The sequence below is a fragment of the Streptomyces sp. NPDC028308 genome (assembly GCF_055565855.1).
On sequence record NZ_JBVHTO010000009.1, the window covers coordinates 218,766 to 234,933 of the forward strand.

The 16,168-nt window shown below is 65.6% G+C and carries 13 protein-coding genes; 8 read left to right on the forward strand and 5 right to left on the reverse strand.

Features of this window, described 5'->3' with window-relative positions; all coding sequences use genetic code 11:
• The first annotated feature begins 6 nt into the window (after positions 1 to 6).
• The 6 genes from ACZ4VA_RS22005 to ACZ4VA_RS22030 all read left to right on the forward strand — a co-directional run bounded on the left by ACZ4VA_RS22005 (position 7) and on the right by ACZ4VA_RS22030 (position 9,504).
• Positions 7 to 3,906 (forward strand): DNA-directed RNA polymerase subunit beta', encoded by a 3,900-nt coding sequence (locus ACZ4VA_RS22005; protein WP_356167209.1) that lies wholly within the window; start codon positions 7 to 9, stop codon positions 3,904 to 3,906.
• Positions 3,907 to 4,416: 510 nt separating this feature from the next.
• The gene (gene rpsL / locus ACZ4VA_RS22010; protein WP_003948652.1) at positions 4,417 to 4,788 is read left to right on the forward strand and encodes a 30S ribosomal protein S12; all 372 of its coding nucleotides are present in this window, start codon (positions 4,417 to 4,419) and stop codon (positions 4,786 to 4,788) included.
• 2 nt (positions 4,789 to 4,790) lie between these two features.
• A complete protein-coding gene (gene rpsG / locus ACZ4VA_RS22015) occupies positions 4,791 to 5,261 on the forward strand; it encodes a 30S ribosomal protein S7 (RefSeq protein ID WP_003974303.1) in 471 nt (156 codons plus the stop codon).
• 39 nt (positions 5,262 to 5,300) lie between these two features.
• A complete protein-coding gene (gene fusA / locus ACZ4VA_RS22020; protein WP_355791266.1) occupies positions 5,301 to 7,427 on the forward strand; it encodes an elongation factor G in 2,127 nt (708 codons plus the stop codon).
• Between the two features lie 144 nt (positions 7,428 to 7,571).
• Positions 7,572 to 8,765 carry an elongation factor Tu gene (gene tuf, locus ACZ4VA_RS22025; protein ID WP_093905285.1) on the forward strand — a complete coding sequence of 398 codons (1,194 nt, stop codon included), beginning with the start codon at positions 7,572 to 7,574 and terminating at the stop codon, positions 8,763 to 8,765.
• Between the two features lie 550 nt (positions 8,766 to 9,315).
• On the forward strand, positions 9,316 to 9,504 hold the full coding sequence (locus ACZ4VA_RS22030; protein ID WP_355782944.1) for a hypothetical protein: 189 nt from the start codon (positions 9,316 to 9,318) through the stop codon (positions 9,502 to 9,504).
• Positions 9,505 to 9,931: 427 nt separating this feature from the next.
• On the opposite strand, the gene ACZ4VA_RS22035 is transcribed toward ACZ4VA_RS22030, so the two are convergent.
• From ACZ4VA_RS22035 to ACZ4VA_RS22055, 5 genes are read right to left on the reverse strand one after another with little or no spacing between them, the layout of a single operon-like run.
• On the reverse strand, positions 9,932 to 11,233 hold the full coding sequence (locus ACZ4VA_RS22035) for a YrhB domain-containing protein (RefSeq protein ID WP_468082411.1): 1,302 nt from the start codon (positions 11,231 to 11,233) through the stop codon (positions 9,932 to 9,934).
• 1 nt (position 11,234) lies between these two features.
• Positions 11,235 to 11,540: a YrhB domain-containing protein gene (locus tag ACZ4VA_RS22040; RefSeq protein ID WP_355782950.1), complete on the reverse strand. Its 306-nt coding sequence runs from the start codon at positions 11,538 to 11,540 to the stop codon at positions 11,235 to 11,237.
• Complete coding sequence (locus ACZ4VA_RS22045; RefSeq protein ID WP_355782952.1) at positions 11,541 to 13,295, reverse strand: putative T7SS-secreted protein; 1,755 nt, start codon at positions 13,293 to 13,295, stop codon at positions 11,541 to 11,543.
• Positions 13,295 to 13,948: a hypothetical protein gene (locus ACZ4VA_RS22050; RefSeq protein ID WP_468082412.1), complete on the reverse strand. Its 654-nt coding sequence runs from the start codon at positions 13,946 to 13,948 to the stop codon at positions 13,295 to 13,297. Before ACZ4VA_RS22050 ends, ACZ4VA_RS22045 begins: the two co-directional genes overlap by 1 nt.
• Positions 13,945 to 14,373, reverse strand: coding sequence for a hypothetical protein (locus ACZ4VA_RS22055; protein WP_388906486.1), 429 nt, complete (start codon positions 14,371 to 14,373; stop codon positions 13,945 to 13,947). Before ACZ4VA_RS22055 ends, ACZ4VA_RS22050 begins: the two co-directional genes overlap by 4 nt.
• 821 nt (positions 14,374 to 15,194) lie before the next feature.
• On the opposite strand from ACZ4VA_RS22055, the gene rpsJ reads away from it, so the two are divergent.
• Together rpsJ and rplC are read left to right on the forward strand one after the other, a co-directional pair.
• Positions 15,195 to 15,503 carry a 30S ribosomal protein S10 gene (gene rpsJ / locus ACZ4VA_RS22060; protein ID WP_003948644.1) on the forward strand — a complete coding sequence of 103 codons (309 nt, stop codon included), beginning with the start codon at positions 15,195 to 15,197 and terminating at the stop codon, positions 15,501 to 15,503.
• Positions 15,504 to 15,520: 17 nt separating this feature from the next.
• Positions 15,521 to 16,165, forward strand: coding sequence for a 50S ribosomal protein L3 (gene rplC, locus ACZ4VA_RS22065; RefSeq protein ID WP_355782961.1), 645 nt, complete (start codon positions 15,521 to 15,523; stop codon positions 16,163 to 16,165).
• The last annotated feature ends 3 nt before the right edge of the window (positions 16,166 to 16,168 follow it).

Consider the following 16,168-nt stretch of genomic DNA (forward strand, 5'->3'; position numbering starts at 1 on the left):
CGCATAGTGCTCGACGTCAACTTCTTCGATGAGCTCCGGATCGGTCTGGCAACCGCTGACGACATCCGTCAGTGGAGCCACGGCGAGGTCAAGAAGCCCGAGACCATCAACTACCGCACGCTCAAGCCCGAAAAGGACGGACTCTTCTGCGAGAAGATCTTCGGTCCGACCCGGGACTGGGAGTGCTACTGCGGCAAGTACAAGCGTGTCCGCTTCAAGGGCATCATCTGCGAGCGTTGCGGCGTCGAGGTCACTCGCGCCAAGGTGCGTCGTGAGCGGATGGGTCACATCGAACTGGCCGCTCCCGTCACCCACATCTGGTACTTCAAGGGCGTCCCGTCGCGCCTGGGCTACCTGCTCGACCTGGCCCCGAAGGACCTCGAGAAGGTCATCTACTTCGCCGCGTACATGATCACGTACGTGGACGAGGAGCGCCGTACGCGTGACCTGCCCTCGCTGGAGGCGCACGTCTCCGTCGAGCGTCAGCAGGTCGAGAACCGTCGCGACGCCGACCTCGAGGCCCGCGCCAAGAAGCTCGAGACCGACCTGGCCGAGCTCGAGGCCGAGGGTGCGAAGGCCGACGTGCGCCGCAAGGTGCGCGAGGGTGCCGAGCGCGAGATGAAGCAGCTGCGCGACCGTGCGCAGCGCGAGATCGACCGCCTCGACGAGGTCTGGACCCGGTTCAAGAACCTCAAGGTCCAGGACCTGGAGGGTGACGAGCTCCTCTACCGCGAGCTGCGTGACCGCTTCGGCACGTACTTCGACGGTTCGATGGGTGCCGCGGCGCTGCAGAAGCGCCTGGAGTCCTTCGACCTCGACGAGGAGGCCGAGCGCCTCCGCGAGATCATCCGCACCGGCAAGGGCCAGAAGAAGACCCGCGCGCTCAAGCGCCTCAAGGTCGTCTCCGCGTTCCTGCAGACCAGCAACAGCCCCAAGGGCATGGTGCTCGACTGCGTGCCGGTCATCCCGCCGGACCTGCGTCCGATGGTGCAGCTGGACGGTGGCCGCTTCGCGACCTCCGACCTGAACGACCTGTACCGCCGCGTGATCAACCGCAACAACCGCCTGAAGCGGCTTCTCGACCTCGGCGCGCCCGAGATCATCGTGAACAACGAGAAGCGCATGCTCCAGGAGGCCGTGGACGCCCTCTTCGACAACGGTCGTCGTGGTCGCCCGGTCACCGGTCCCGGTAACCGCCCGCTGAAGTCCCTGAGCGACATGCTCAAGGGCAAGCAGGGTCGTTTCCGTCAGAACCTTCTCGGTAAGCGTGTGGACTACTCCGCGCGTTCCGTGATCGTCGTCGGTCCGCAGCTGAAGCTGCACCAGTGCGGTCTGCCCAAGGCCATGGCGCTGGAGCTCTTCAAGCCGTTCGTGATGAAGCGCCTGGTGGACCTGAACCACGCGCAGAACATCAAGAGCGCCAAGCGGATGGTCGAGCGCGGCCGCACGGTCGTGTACGACGTCCTGGAAGAGGTCATCGCCGAGCACCCGGTTCTGCTGAACCGTGCGCCGACGCTGCACCGCCTCGGCATCCAGGCCTTCGAGCCGCAGCTGGTCGAGGGCAAGGCCATCCAGATCCACCCGCTCGTCTGCACCGCGTTCAACGCGGACTTCGACGGTGACCAGATGGCCGTGCACCTGCCGCTCTCCGCGGAGGCGCAGGCCGAGGCCCGCATCCTGATGCTGTCCTCGAACAACATCCTCAAGCCGGCCGACGGCCGCCCGGTCACGATGCCGACCCAGGACATGGTCCTCGGTCTGTTCTTCCTGACCACCGACGGTGCCCTGCGCAACGTCAAGGGCGAGGAGCGCTCCTTCGCGTCCGTCGCCGAGGCGATCATGGCGTTCGACGCCGGCGAGCTCTCGCTGCAGTCCCGCGTGGACATCCGCTTCCCGGTGGGCACCATCCCGCCGCGCGGCTGGACCCCGCCGGAGCGCGAGGAGGGCGAGCCGGAGTGGCAGCAGGGTGACACCTTCCGCCTCCGTACGACGCTGGGCCGTGCGCTCTTCAACGAGCTGCTGCCCGAGGACTACCCGTTCGTCGACTACGAGGTCGGCAAGAAGCAGCTCTCCGAGATCGTCAACGACCTCGCCGAGCGCTACCCCAAGGTCATCGTGGCGGCGACGCTCGACAACCTGAAGGCGGCCGGCTTCTTCTGGGCGACCCGCTCCGGCGTGACCGTGGCCATCTCCGACATCGTCGTTCCCGAGGCGAAGAAGGAGATCGTCAAGGGTTACGAGGCGCAGGACGAGAAGGTCCAGAAGCAGTACGAGCGCGGTCTGATCACCAAGGACGAGCGCACGCAGGAGCTCATCGCGATCTGGACCAAGGCGACCAACGAGGTCGCCGAGGCGATGAACGCGAACTTCCCGAAGACGAACCCCATCTTCATGATGGTCGACTCGGGTGCCCGCGGAAACATGATGCAGATGCGTCAGATCGCCGGTATGCGTGGTCTGGTGTCGAACGCCAAGAACGAGACGATCCCGCGTCCCATCAAGGCGTCCTTCCGTGAGGGCCTGTCCGTGCTGGAGTACTTCATCTCCACGCACGGTGCCCGTAAGGGTCTGGCCGACACCGCTCTGCGTACCGCCGACTCGGGTTACCTCACCCGTCGTCTGGTCGACGTCTCCCAGGACGTCATCATCCGCGAGGAGGACTGCGGCACCGACCGCGGTCTGCGCCTGGCGATCGCCGAGCGCGGCGCCGACGGCGTCCTGCGCAAGGCGGACAACGTCGAGACCAGCGTGTACGCACGTGCGCTGGCCGAGGACATCGTCGTCGACGGTGTGGTGCTGGCCCCGGCCAACACCGACCTGGGCGACGTCCTCATCGACGAGCTGGTCAGGCACGGCATCGAGGAGGTCAAGACCCGTTCGGTCCTGACCTGCGAGTCCGCCGTCGGCACCTGCGCCATGTGCTACGGCCGCTCGCTGGCCACCGGCAAGCTGGTCGACATCGGTGAGGCGGTCGGCATCATCGCCGCCCAGTCCATCGGTGAGCCCGGTACCCAGCTGACGATGCGTACCTTCCACACCGGTGGTGTGGCCGGTGACGACATCACCCAGGGTCTGCCCCGTGTCGTCGAGCTCTTCGAGGCTCGTACGCCGAAGGGTGTCGCCCCGATCTCCGAGGCGGACGGCCGTGTCCGCATCGAGGAGACGGAGAAGACCAAGAAGATCGTCATCACTCCCGACGACGGCAGCGACGAGACGGCGTTCCCGATCTCGAAGCGTGCCCGTCTGCTGGTGAGCGAGGGCGACCACGTCGGGGTGGGCCAGAAGCTCACCGTGGGTGCCACCAACCCGCACGACGTGCTGCGGATCCTCGGTCAGCGCGCGGTCCAGGTCCACCTGGTCGGCGAGGTCCAGAAGGTCTACAACTCGCAGGGTGTGTCGATCCACGACAAGCACATCGAGATCATCATCCGGCAGATGCTCCGCCGGGTGACGATCATCGAGTCCGGCGACGCGGAGCTGCTGCCGGGCGAGCTGGTCGAGCGCGGCAAGTTCGAGACCGAGAACCGTCGTGTGGTCCAGGAAGGCGGCCACCCGGCCTCCGGCCGTCCGCAGCTGATGGGTATCACCAAGGCCTCGCTCGCCACCGAGTCGTGGCTGTCGGCGGCGTCCTTCCAGGAGACGACCAGGGTTCTGACGGACGCGGCGATCAACGCCAAGTCCGACTCCCTGATCGGCCTCAAGGAGAACGTCATCATCGGTAAGCTCATCCCGGCCGGTACGGGTCTGTCCCGCTACCGCAACATCCGGGTCGAGCCGACCGAGGAGGCCAAGGCCGCGATGTACTCGGCCGTCGGCTACGACGACATCGACTACTCGCCGTTCGGCACGGGCTCCGGCCAGGCCGTTCCGCTGGAGGACTACGACTACGGTCCGTACAACCAGTAAGGCGTAGGTCTGTCGGCGGGCGGCCGTCCCTTCGGGGATGGCCGCCCGTCGGCGTGTACGGGGGAGCGGTGCCGCGCCGGCACGGATGCGGCCGTTCCGCGGGCACGCTAGCTGCCTCTGAGGGCGGCGCGTGGGCCCGGGGCACCCCGGCGCCCGTACGGGGTGCGGGGGCGTCTGGAGGGCCCCTGGGGCCGCTCAGAGCCCTGCTCGGAGCCGCTGGCCGGGGTGTTGCGGCGGTGTGGCGATCGTGTGGCGGACCCGGCGTGTCCTGCGCGAGAGCATTTGTTTTGACCGGAGTGGATGCGATAGGTACGCTCAGACCTTGTGCCTGGGGTGTGCCCTGGCTCCCGTGCGTGCCTTCAAACCGCAAGGGGAGCCGTCAGCGGCCACCGCAATCTGCGCCCTTTCCGCCTCACGGCGGGAATCTGCAGTATTCGACACACCCGACCGCGTGGGTCGGCGATGTTCCAGGTTAGCTTCACCATTCGGCACACAGAAACCGGAGAAGTAGTGCCTACGATCCAGCAGCTGGTCCGGAAGGGCCGGCAGGACAAGGTCGAGAAGAACAAGACGCCCGCACTCGAGGGTTCGCCCCAGCGTCGCGGCGTCTGCACGCGTGTGTTCACGACCACCCCGAAGAAGCCGAACTCGGCCCTGCGTAAGGTCGCGCGTGTGCGTCTGACCAGCGGGATCGAGGTCACTGCTTACATTCCGGGTGAGGGACACAACCTGCAGGAGCACTCGATCGTGCTCGTGCGCGGCGGCCGTGTGAAGGACCTGCCCGGTGTTCGTTACAAGATCATCCGCGGTTCGCTCGACACCCAGGGTGTCAAGAACCGCAAGCAGGCCCGCAGCCGCTACGGCGCCAAGAAGGAGAAGTAAGAATGCCTCGTAAGGGCCCCGCCCCGAAGCGCCCGGTCATCATCGACCCGGTCTACGGTTCTCCTCTTGTCACCTCCCTGATCAACAAGGTGCTGCTGAACGGCAAGCGCTCCACCGCCGAGCGCATCGTGTACGGCGCCATGGAGGGCCTGCGCGAGAAGACCGGCAACGACCCGGTCATCACGCTGAAGCGCGCTCTTGAGAACATCAAGCCGACCCTCGAGGTCAAGTCCCGCCGTGTCGGTGGTGCGACGTACCAGGTTCCGATCGAGGTCAAGCCCGGTCGTGCCAACACGCTCGCGCTGCGCTGGCTGGTCGGTTACTCCCGCGCCCGTCGCGAGAAGACCATGACCGAGCGTCTGCTCAACGAGCTTCTCGACGCCTCCAACGGCCTTGGTGCCGCTGTGAAGAAGCGCGAGGACACCCACAAGATGGCCGAGTCCAACAAGGCCTTCGCGCACTACCGCTGGTAGTCGCTACCCACATCGAGACCGAGAGAAGACTGAAGCCTTATGGCTACCACTTCACTTGACCTGGCCAGGGTCCGCAACATCGGGATCATGGCCCACATCGACGCGGGCAAGACGACCACCACCGAGCGGATCCTCTTCTACACCGGCGTTTCGTACAAGATCGGTGAGGTCCACGACGGCGCTGCCACCATGGACTGGATGGAGCAGGAGCAGGAGCGTGGCATCACGATCACGTCTGCTGCCACCACCTGTCACTGGCCGCTCGAGGACAACGACTACACGATCAACATCATCGACACCCCGGGGCACGTCGACTTCACCGTCGAGGTGGAGCGCTCCCTGCGTGTGCTCGACGGTGCCGTGACGGTGTTCGACGGTGTCGCCGGTGTTGAGCCGCAGTCCGAGACCGTGTGGCGTCAGGCCGACCGCTACGGCGTGCCGCGTATCTGCTTCGTCAACAAGCTCGACCGGACCGGCGCGGAGTTCCACCGCTGCGTCGACATGATCTCGGACCGCCTTGGTGCGCAGCCGCTGGTCATGCAGCTTCCGATCGGTGCCGAGGCCGACTTCAAGGGCGTCGTGGACCTGGTCCGCATGAAGGCGCTCGTGTGGTCCGCCGAGGCGGCGAAGGGCGAGATGTACGACGTCGTCGACATCCCGGCCACGCACACCGAGGCCGCCGAGGAATGGCGGAACAAGCTGGTCGAGGCCGTCGCGGAGAACGACGAAGAGATCATGGAGCTGTACCTCGAGGGCCAGGAGCCCACCGAGGAGCAGCTGTACGCCGCGATCCGTCGCATCACCATCGCGTCCGGCAAGTCCAACGACACCACGGTCACCCCGGTGTTCTGTGGCACCGCGTTCAAGAACAAGGGCGTCCAGCCCCTGCTCGACGCGGTCGTGCGCTACCTGCCGACCCCGCTCGACGTCGAGGCCATCGAAGGCCACGACGTGAAGGACCCCGAGCTGGTCGTCCGGCGCAAGCCGTCCGAGGACGAGCCGCTGTCCGCCCTCGCGTTCAAGATCATGAGCGACCCGCACCTGGGCAAGCTCACCTTCGTCCGGGTTTACTCGGGCCGCCTGGAGTCCGGCACCGCGGTGCTGAACTCCGTCAAGGGCAAGAAGGAGCGCATCGGCAAGATCTACCGCATGCACGCGAACAAGCGTGAGGAGATCGAGTCGGTGGGCGCCGGCGACATCGTCGCCGTGATGGGCCTCAAGCAGACCACCACCGGTGAGACGCTGAGCGACGACAAGAACCCGGTCATCCTGGAGTCCATGGACTTCCCGGCGCCGGTCATCCAGGTCGCCATCGAGCCCAAGTCCAAGGGTGACCAGGAGAAGCTGGGTGTCGCCATCCAGCGTCTCGCGGAGGAGGACCCCTCCTTCCAGGTCCACTCGGACGAGGAGACCGGCCAGACCATCATCGGTGGTATGGGCGAGCTGCACCTCGAGGTGCTGGTCGACCGTATGCGCCGTGAGTTCAAGGTCGAGGCCAACGTCGGTAAGCCGCAGGTCGCGTACCGTGAGACGATCCGCAAGGCCGTCGAGCGCGTGGACTACACCCACAAGAAGCAGACCGGTGGTACCGGTCAGTTCGCCAAGGTGCAGATCGCGATCGAGCCGATCGAGGGTGGCGACGCCTCCTACGAGTTCGTGAACAAGGTGACCGGTGGTCGTATCCCGAAGGAGTACATCCCTTCGGTCGACGCCGGTGCGCAGGAGGCCATGCAGTTCGGCATCCTCGCCGGGTACGAGATGACGGGCGTCCGCGTCACGCTTCTCGACGGTGCCTACCACGAGGTCGACTCCTCCGAGCTGGCGTTCAAGATCGCCGGTTCGCAGGCGTTCAAGGAGGCCGCGCGCAAGGCCAGCCCTGTGCTGCTCGAGCCGATGATGGCCGTCGAGGTCACCACGCCCGAGGACTACATGGGTGAGGTCATCGGCGACATCAACTCCCGCCGTGGTCAGATCCAGGCCATGGAGGAGCGTGCCGGTGCGCGCGTCGTGAAGGGCCTCGTGCCCCTCTCGGAGATGTTCGGCTACGTCGGCGACCTCCGCAGCAAGACCTCGGGTCGCGCAAGCTACTCGATGCAGTTCGACTCCTACGCCGAGGTTCCCCGGAACGTCGCCGAGGAGATCATCGCGAAGGCCAAGGGCGAGTAACACACCCCGTTTACACGCTTTAGGCTTGACACCGACCGCCGGGGATCACCCCGGTAAGGGAGAACCCCGGCGGGCGGCATCCCAGCAAAGATCACCTGGCGCCGATGAGTAAGGCGTACCAGAACCACTCCACAGGAGGACCCAGTGGCGAAGGCGAAGTTCGAGCGGACTAAGCCGCACGTCAACATCGGCACCATCGGTCACATTGACCACGGTAAGACGACCCTCACGGCCGCCATTACCAAGGTGCTGCACGACGCGTACCCGGACCTGAACGAGGCCTCGGCCTTCGACCAGATCGACAAGGCTCCTGAGGAGCGCCAGCGCGGTATCACCATCTCCATCGCGCACGTCGAGTACCAGACCGAGACGCGTCACTACGCCCACGTCGACTGCCCCGGTCACGCGGACTACATCAAGAACATGATCACGGGTGCGGCGCAGATGGACGGCGCCATCCTCGTGGTCGCCGCCACCGACGGCCCGATGCCGCAGACCAAGGAGCACGTGCTCCTGGCCCGCCAGGTCGGCGTCCCCTACATCGTCGTCGCCCTGAACAAGGCCGACATGGTGGACGACGAGGAGATCCTGGAGCTCGTCGAGCTCGAGGTTCGTGAGCTCCTCTCCGAGTACGAGTTCCCGGGCGACGACCTTCCGGTCGTCAAGGTCTCGGCGCTCAAGGCCCTCGAGGGCGACAAGGAGTGGGGCCAGTCCGTCCTCGACCTGATGAAGGCCGTCGACGAGAACATCCCGCAGCCCGAGCGTGACGTCGACAAGCCGTTCCTCATGCCGATCGAGGACGTCTTCACGATCACCGGTCGCGGTACGGTCGTCACCGGCCGTATCGAGCGTGGTGTCCTGAAGGTCAACGAGACCGTCGACATCGTGGGCATCAAGCAGGAGAAGACCACCACCACGGTCACCGGCATCGAGATGTTCCGCAAGCTGCTCGACGAGGGCCAGGCCGGTGAGAACGTCGGTCTGCTCCTCCGTGGCATCAAGCGCGAGGACGTCGAGCGCGGCCAGGTCATCATCAAGCCCGGTTCGGTCACGCCGCACACCGAGTTCGAGGCCCAGGCCTACATCCTGTCCAAGGACGAGGGTGGCCGCCACACGCCGTTCTTCAACAACTACCGTCCGCAGTTCTACTTCCGTACGACTGACGTGACCGGTGTTGTGACCCTCCCCGAGGGCACGGAGATGGTCATGCCGGGCGACAACACTGAGATGAAGGTCGAGCTCATCCAGCCCGTCGCCATGGAGGAGGGCCTCAAGTTCGCCATCCGTGAGGGTGGCCGGACCGTCGGCGCCGGCCAGGTCACCAAGATCAACAAGTAAGCATCGCTTGCCTGTTGGGCTTGAACGCCTGGTAGCTCTTCCCTGAGCTCCTGAAGGGGCCCGCACGACTTCGGTCGGGCGGGCCTCTTTGCGTTGGGGGATGTGAGTACGGTGCCCATGTGCGGCTTGGGGCGAGGGTGCTGAGTGGCGGGGCACAGCGATGTCCCGCGAGCCCTCGCGCCCGGGCTCCGCGGCGACGCGAGCCGGCTGCAACGAGGGCTGCCAGTCGTCGGACGGCGTCACCGAACACACGGGTGCGCGTGGGGTGTGAAGGCCGCTCCGCCGCCCGATCCTAGGAAGCAGGGATCTCTGACGTGAAGACCGAACTGGGCGCCTTGACGCTCGCCGTCCCCCTGGCTCTGATCGCCCTCACCGGATGCGGCATGACCGCCGGCGGATCCACGGGGATTCCGTCCGCCGGCATCAGCACCTCGCGTGACGCCTCGGACGCGATGGAGGAGGTGCCGAGTGGGATCCGTGAGCTGATCGGCGTCAAGGGGAAGGCGTCCGACAGTCGGCCCGGTGTCACCGCGGAACTGCCGAAGCACGGGTGGAAGTCGTCGGCTATGAGGCGGACATCAGCAAGAACAAGAACCTCACCCTCGCTGCCGATGACGACGAGCGAAAGGTGGGCGTCAATGTCGTGCGGCGTGCGAAGAATGATCCTCCGAAGCTGAGCGTGACCGTGGTGTCCGGTTGCTACACGGTGCCCGAGGGCCGGGAAGTCGAGCGCTTCTGACGGTTGGGGCTCAGCAAGCGGTGGGTCGTCCCGGCGGGGGTTCATCCCGGGGCCGTCTCGGCGTGGGGGCCGTATCTGAGGACCGGCACTCATGTGCCCCCTGCGGCTGGGGTGTTGGGTGGGGGAGTGGCCGATCTCGGGCGCTGCCTGTGACAGGCCGCGTGGGGAGTGTCACTGGCCGTGGCTAGAGTTACCGGTGAGTGTGGGTCCGGCGTGTTGGCGAGTGAGGGTGGGACGGGGGCCGGGGCTTCGCCGTGGTACGTCGACGTGTTCGACGCGGCACGGGATGCCGTCGCCGACGTCGCCACGGAGCTCTCCTCGTTCACAAGAAGGTCCGCCGGGAGGCTGCCGCGGAGATGACGAATTGCCTCCGGTCCTCTGAACGCAGCGCGGACAGTCCTCCGGCCTGACTCGGCCGTCCCCGGTCTCAGCGGTACCGGATCACGTGCAGCGCGCGGACGCCAACGGGGTCGAATGACACTGGCTCGTCGGACGAGCCGTCGAACAGCATCACACCCGTCGCTGTAATGAGCGCATTGAGCAGCCATCCCACGGCCTCACGGCCACGGCCGTCGGTGCGACGGACCCAGACCAGGGCGCGAGACCCTACTGGCAACGATGAGAGTTCACCAACCGCCGACTGCCAGTCGTGGTGGTCGGCGGTGGATAGGACGGGCCCGAGTTCGGCGAGTGTCGGCTCGAACCAGTGGGCGCGGCCGGGGGCTGGTGCCGGCGGGAACCGACCAGTGCCCGGAGCCCCACCAACGTCCCAATGGGCCAGCCAGTTCCACGGATCAGAGTTCGGCAGGCCAAAGGGCGTGCCCGTGTCCTTGGGAACGACCAGCGTCGCGTCCAGCATGGTGTCCTGCCAATGACCTTCCCGGAGGTGGCGCCGTGTGTCGCAGGAGAACACCCAGCCGCGACGGGTCTCGTCCTCGGCTTTCGGAGCCACCAGCTCGACCTGGCCTCCGTATGTGCTTTCCAGCCATAGCCGGGCCTTCGTCACCGCCGAGTCGTAGTCGAACGCCTCCTGCTCCCAGGGGCGGCGCCGCGGCCTGATCGCCTCCGGCGTGGCCCGGATGAGTACGAGCTCGCGCACGTGCTGGCTGTCGAGCCGTGCCAGGGACGACGTCAGGCCGTCGAGGAAGACGACCTGCCCCTTGTTGTTGTGGGCATAAATCAGGTTGCCCGTCGCTTCCCGACCGTTGATCTCACGACGTAGCCACACAACGCCCCGGGTGTCGGGGCCCGTCTCCTGGACCGCCTTGACAATCTCGTCCCAGCTGCTCGCCCGCTGTCGCTCGAACTCCGGAAAATACCTGCGGGAGAGTCTGCTCCACCAGCCCGGAGCCTCGTCCGAGGGTTGCCAGGCCAGAGGGGACGAGGGGCTCTTGTTGATCGCCGAATGCAGGGAGACGACACAGCCGCGCGCGTTGATCCGCCGCCCTTGGTTCTCTACGCGCGCGATGGCGGCATCGAGCAAGGGAGCCGGTTCAAGATCTCCGAGCGGATCACTGGGTGACGGGTGGAACGGGGAGCTGCCGTCTTTGGGAAGCACGATCGATGCCGCGAGCATGGGCGTCTGGGGGTAGCCCGGCTGTTGCACGGCCCGGCACGCCATCAGCCAGGCGGTTGCCGACTCGTGCACCGGCTGGAGGTCTGCCAGTTCGACGAGACCCCGGTAGGTGCGCTGGAGCCACTCCGCAGCCTGCCGTTCGGGGGTGGGCATTTCAGTGCCCCTTCCTGGGGGGCCAGTTGCCTGCAGCCTGAAGATCCATGTATTCCGCTACTGCAGGGAATGTCGGAGCGAGGTGGACAGTGCTTCCATCATGCGGCACGACGACAACAGAGGTGAACGGAGCCTGCGCGGGGTCACCGGTCTCGATGTGTTCCTTGAAATCGAAGCGAATGGTCCAGCCGTACGTGAATTCGACCCCTGTTTCCGGGAGTACCACTACGGAATCCGGCCTGTCCGGGTAAGCGCGGTTCTTCAGGAAGTCAGTGGCCGCGGCCACTACCTCATCCTTGGTCAACATTTAGGGAGCTCCATTGCGATACGGGATGTGCCCGATGGAAGAGACGTTTTTCTCCAACATGCCCAGTGTTCCGCTCTGGCCGTCCAGGAAGACCACGCCATGGGGAGTGTTAACGGCGTTGAAGACGTGGGCCGTGCCGTCCGGGCGTGAGATGTAGACGGCGCTTCGTGAGTCCTGCCCCCGCCCCTGAAGGTCACGAATGATGTCGTCGTAGCTGTCCACCATGTCATAGTGGCCTTTTACTCTGTCCTTCATGCCGAGCTGTTCCGGCGGAATGTGGTCACCGGCATGCTTGGGAGCGGCGCTCACGTCGATTCCGTCCAGGCGGCGGTCCACGGCGACGGTGTTGTGGCTGCAATTCAACGTGTATCCAGGCTGCCCAGTATTGTTCACGTCCTTGAGCCAAGGATACTCGGAGTCCAAGAAGTCCTGTGCCTGTTTCGGATCCACCGAGTCGTAATGGATTGCCTTTTCTTTGACGTGCTCGGTGCTGCTCGCCAGATCGTCCCAGTTCTTCGGCGCCGCTCCGGCTGCCTCGTCGCCGTATTTGAGGCCCTTGGATGCCACATTCGATGCCGCGACCTCCATTCCCTCTTTTACGCTCAGGCTTACGCCGCTGCGGGCGAGGCCGGCCCCCTTGGTTCCGATGGCCTCCGGAATGAGACGGCCAAAAAATTCGGAGGGATCCTTCTTGAATCCTTCCACCGCTGCCTGGACGACCCGCTCGGGATGTGCGGCTGTGGACACCAACCCGCTCAACGTCATGTTGACGTTCTGGAGATACTCGGCGGGATGGGTCAGGTTGTAGGGATCGGTGGGGTTGAGACCGCGGACGAAGGTGACGAGACCCGCGCCACCTTTGAGGACGCCACCGACGACATGGGTGAGTTCCATGTCGATCGCCTGGTAACCGTCGATGATGTTGTTGCCGAGACGATCGAGGGGCGGAGGTTCGGCGGGGGCGTGCTCCAGCGCCGCTTTGATCTTGCCCTGAGCGGTCGAGGCTGCCGTGTTCCGCTGTTTGCGGGCCTCGGCGAGCTTCTCCCGGGCCGCCTGGATGTCGGCCCTGCCTGGATCCTTGAAGGGGTCGGGCACCGGTCCCGGATCCTGGTCCGCTCTGACCTTCGCGTTGTAGGCGTCGATCCGTTTGTTGTAAGCGCGCACGGCCTCTTCGGAGGCATGCTTGCCCTTCTTGTACAGGCCAATGGCGTCTTTGGCCTGCTCCTGAGCCCACTTGACGGTTTCGGCGTATCCGTCCAGGGCGCTTGCCGCCGTCTCACAGGCGTCCGACGCCCGGAGCCATCGCGTGGGGTGCAGCTCGAACTTCTCGCGAAATGCGTCACCCGCTTCGCCCCTCCAGTGCGAGGAGTCGAGTCTGCGCATCCCTTGGCCGACCTTGTCGAAGGCTCCGTGGAAGTCCCTGAGGTGTTGCGCGCTCGTGCGGATCCTGGCGGGATTGCCGTGGATCAGTTCGTCAGGATCCTCTGTCTGGCCGAGTTGCTGCTCTCCCGGAGTCGCGCCGAGATCGGACGCGAGGCCGTCACCCCAGTCCTCGACGGCGTCAGCAGCGTCATGCATGCCGACTTTGTCCAGGCCGTCCCCGACCTTGTCGGTGCCCCAGTCGACCCCGACTCCGACGAGTCGTTTGCCCTCGTCGACACCCTCCTCAATGGCACCCAAGCCGTCGTTGACACCATCTTTGATGTCGCGGCCCAGGCCTTTGAGGTCATTGCCGATGTCACCGAAGACGCCCATCAGCCCGCTCCGTTGCCCTGCTGCGCCGCTTCGGCCCGTTTCTCCGGCGAGGGGCCGAACGTGCTGTCCAGCATCTGGTCGTACTCGGCATCGGATACGCCGAAGCCGTCGTGCAGGTTCGCGGGGTTCAGCCCCACCGGTCCCATGGTGCGCGAAGTCATCACATCGCGGCTGGCGTCCTTCCAGCCTTGCTTGATGTTCTCCCCGGCCCGGTCGAACGACTCCTGGCTGTAATCGGCGCCGCCAAAGGCGCCGGATGTCGCGATGTCACCCCAGCCCTGTTGCGTGACCTCGTCCTCGGAGGCGTAGGGGTTGCCTATCGCGGCATTGGCGACAACTTTGAAACTGCCCTCGACGTACTGTTCAGTCTCGTAATACGTGCCGGCGGACAGGCCGGTCCTGACCGCGAATCCGTTTCCCTCATTGATGAGGGAGCGGACGCCCCATTCCCAGCGCTCGCAGAACGACGTGAAGACGTCGACCAGCCCTTCATGGCCCAGTTCCATTCCGGAAAGGGAAACGTCGCCGAAGCCACGACCGGCGCCAGCCTGACCGACCATGCCCAGCTCTTTCAACTCACCGAGCGCGTCTGTCAAGCCCTTGGCGATGAGGCCGAGACCCTGGGCTTTGAGATCCTTGCCATCGGCGCTCATCGATTGCTCCTCCCGGGCCAGTCGGCGTCTACAGCGGCCTCGATGGGCACAATCCCCTGCACCGGCGGGAAGACCGCACCGTCAGGTCCGTCCGCACAGTCCAGCGCGACTCCACACGCCGTACCGGCCGCCGGGACGGCCGCATCGAGCAGGCGCGAGCCGAGAACGGTCTGATAGGTCCACTCACGGTGGAACTCACCACGGGCCTGGGCGTACCGCGCCAAGGCTTGCTCATCCGAGAAGGCCAGGATGAAGCGGACGCCATTGAGGTCGGCCGTCAGCATGCCGCGCTCGTCAACGGGTCCCTCGGTGTCGCCCAAGGGCACCAGAACCGGCGTCCGCCGGAACTCCTCCAGCAACGTGACATACCTGAGACGTCGCTCGACGAGCAGGGGGTCTTCGTCGGGAGGACTCGGATCGCCCACCGTCGGCGTGCTGGGAGGAACGGGCGCCGCGGCTCCAGAGGGCGCACCCTCGGGCCCTTCCCGTCGCCGGCTCCCCGCATCATCGATTTTTCTCGGCTGTCCGGTCATCTCCGCGTATGCGGCAAGACTCGACCTGGGGACGCCGGTCCGCGGTGGTTCTGCCGCTCTTCCCCCGTGCTCAGACATGCGGCACATCATCACAAGTGCATCCTGAGCAACGCAACGCGCGTGTGCGGCAGTTCGCTTCTGGGGCGAGTGGCGGCAAGAGAAGGGTGATCCGCGTGATGTTTCTGCGAAGGAGTGCGAGAGGGACAAGGTGTCCGACCGGCTCCGGCGTCCGCTCCGTGAGCCTGGTCACGTAGGAGGGGGATCGACCTTGGCGCCAGGGCGGAAGCCTCCCAAGTCCGCCAGGGTTTGACCTGTGTCACCTTCGGGGTAAAGTCCTCGGCTCGATTGGCCAGCGACATGCCCCGTATGGCAGACTAGCGGGGTTGCTCGGTCGAGTGCCGATGCTGCGCGCCTCCCGCCGGGGGGACCGGAAGCGAGTCCCACAGTACTCGTCGCTCCAACTGCCGAGAGGCAGCGCTGGGGCGGACGTACGGGAATCTTCCGGGAAGTGTCAGCGGGGTGCCGACCAGGCGCTCGGTGGGTGTTCAGCCCCCGATCTGCGGTCTCAGGGCCGCGTCCCTCGTAGGGAAATCCATTCGTGGAGATCTCTGTCAGCGAGGACGCGACACGCCCGACCGCGTGGGTCGGAGGAGGGACGCAAACCCCCCGGGTACCAGAGCGTTTTATTCGAGACAAAGGACTACTGAGTAGCCATGGCGGGACAGAAGATCCGCATCCGGCTCAAGGCCTACGACCACGAGGTCATCGACAGCTCGGCGAAGAAGATCGTCGAGACGGTGACGCGTACTGGTGCGTCGGTCGCGGGCCCGGTGCCGCTGCCCACTGAGAAGAACGTGTACTGCGTCATCAAGTCGCCGCACAAGTACAAGGACTCGCGCGAGCACTTCGAGATGCGCACGCACAAGCGCCTGATCGACATCCTCGACCCGACCCCCAAGACCGTTGACTCTCTGATGCGACTCGACCTCCCGGCCGGTGTCGACATCGAGATCAAGCTCTGAAGGCCGGTGATCTGAAGATGGCTAAGCAGATCAAGGGCATCCTGGGCGAGAAGCTCGGCATGACGCAGGTGTGGGACGAGAACAACCGTGTTGTTCCGGTCACCGTCGTCAAGGCCGGCCCCAACGTCGTCACCCAGGTCCGTACGAACGACACCGACGGCTACGAGTCGGTCCAGATCGCCTTCGGCGAGATCGACCCTCGCAAGGTGAACAAGCCCCTCAAGGGTCACTTCGCCAAGGCCGACGTCACTCCCCGCCGCCACCTCGTCGAGATCCGTACCGCTGACGCCAGCGAGTACACCCTCGGCCAGGAGATCACCGCCGAGACCTTCGAGGCCGGCGTCAAGGTGGACGTGACCGGCAAGAGCAAGGGCAAGGGCTTCGCCGGTGTCATGAAGCGTCACAACTTCAAGGGCCTCGGCGCCGGTCACGGCACCCAGCGCAAGCACCGCTCTCCCGGCTCCATCGGTGGCTGTGCCACCCCGGGCCGTGTGTTCAAGGGCCTCCGCATGGCGGGTCGCATGGGCAACGAGCGGGTCACCACCCAGAACCTGACCGTTCACGCCGTTGACGCGGAGAAGGGCCTGCTCCTTATCAAGGGCGCGGTTCCTGGTCCGAACGGCGGCCTCGTCCTGGTCCGCACCGCGGCCAAGGGGGCCTGAGGA

Excerpts from the sequence above, each read along its gene's own strand:
- rpsG (WP_003974303.1), top strand. The coding sequence starts at position 4,791 with ATGCCTCGTAAGGGCCCCGCCCCGAAGCGCCCGGTCATCATCGACCCG.
- fusA (WP_355791266.1), top strand. The coding sequence starts at position 5,301 with ATGGCTACCACTTCACTTGACCTGGCCAGGGTCCGCAACATCGGGATC.
- ACZ4VA_RS22035 (WP_468082411.1), bottom strand. The coding sequence starts at position 11,233 with ATGCCCACCCCCGAACGGCAGGCTGCGGAGTGGCTCCAGCGCACCTAC.
- ACZ4VA_RS22040 (WP_355782950.1), bottom strand. The coding sequence starts at position 11,540 with ATGTTGACCAAGGATGAGGTAGTGGCCGCGGCCACTGACTTCCTGAAG.
- ACZ4VA_RS22045 (WP_355782952.1), bottom strand. The coding sequence starts at position 13,295 with ATGGGCGTCTTCGGTGACATCGGCAATGACCTCAAAGGCCTGGGCCGC.
- ACZ4VA_RS22050 (WP_468082412.1), bottom strand. The coding sequence starts at position 13,948 with ATGAGCGCCGATGGCAAGGATCTCAAAGCCCAGGGTCTCGGCCTCATC.
- rpsJ (WP_003948644.1), top strand. The coding sequence starts at position 15,195 with ATGGCGGGACAGAAGATCCGCATCCGGCTCAAGGCCTACGACCACGAG.
- rplC (WP_355782961.1), top strand. The coding sequence starts at position 15,521 with ATGGCTAAGCAGATCAAGGGCATCCTGGGCGAGAAGCTCGGCATGACG.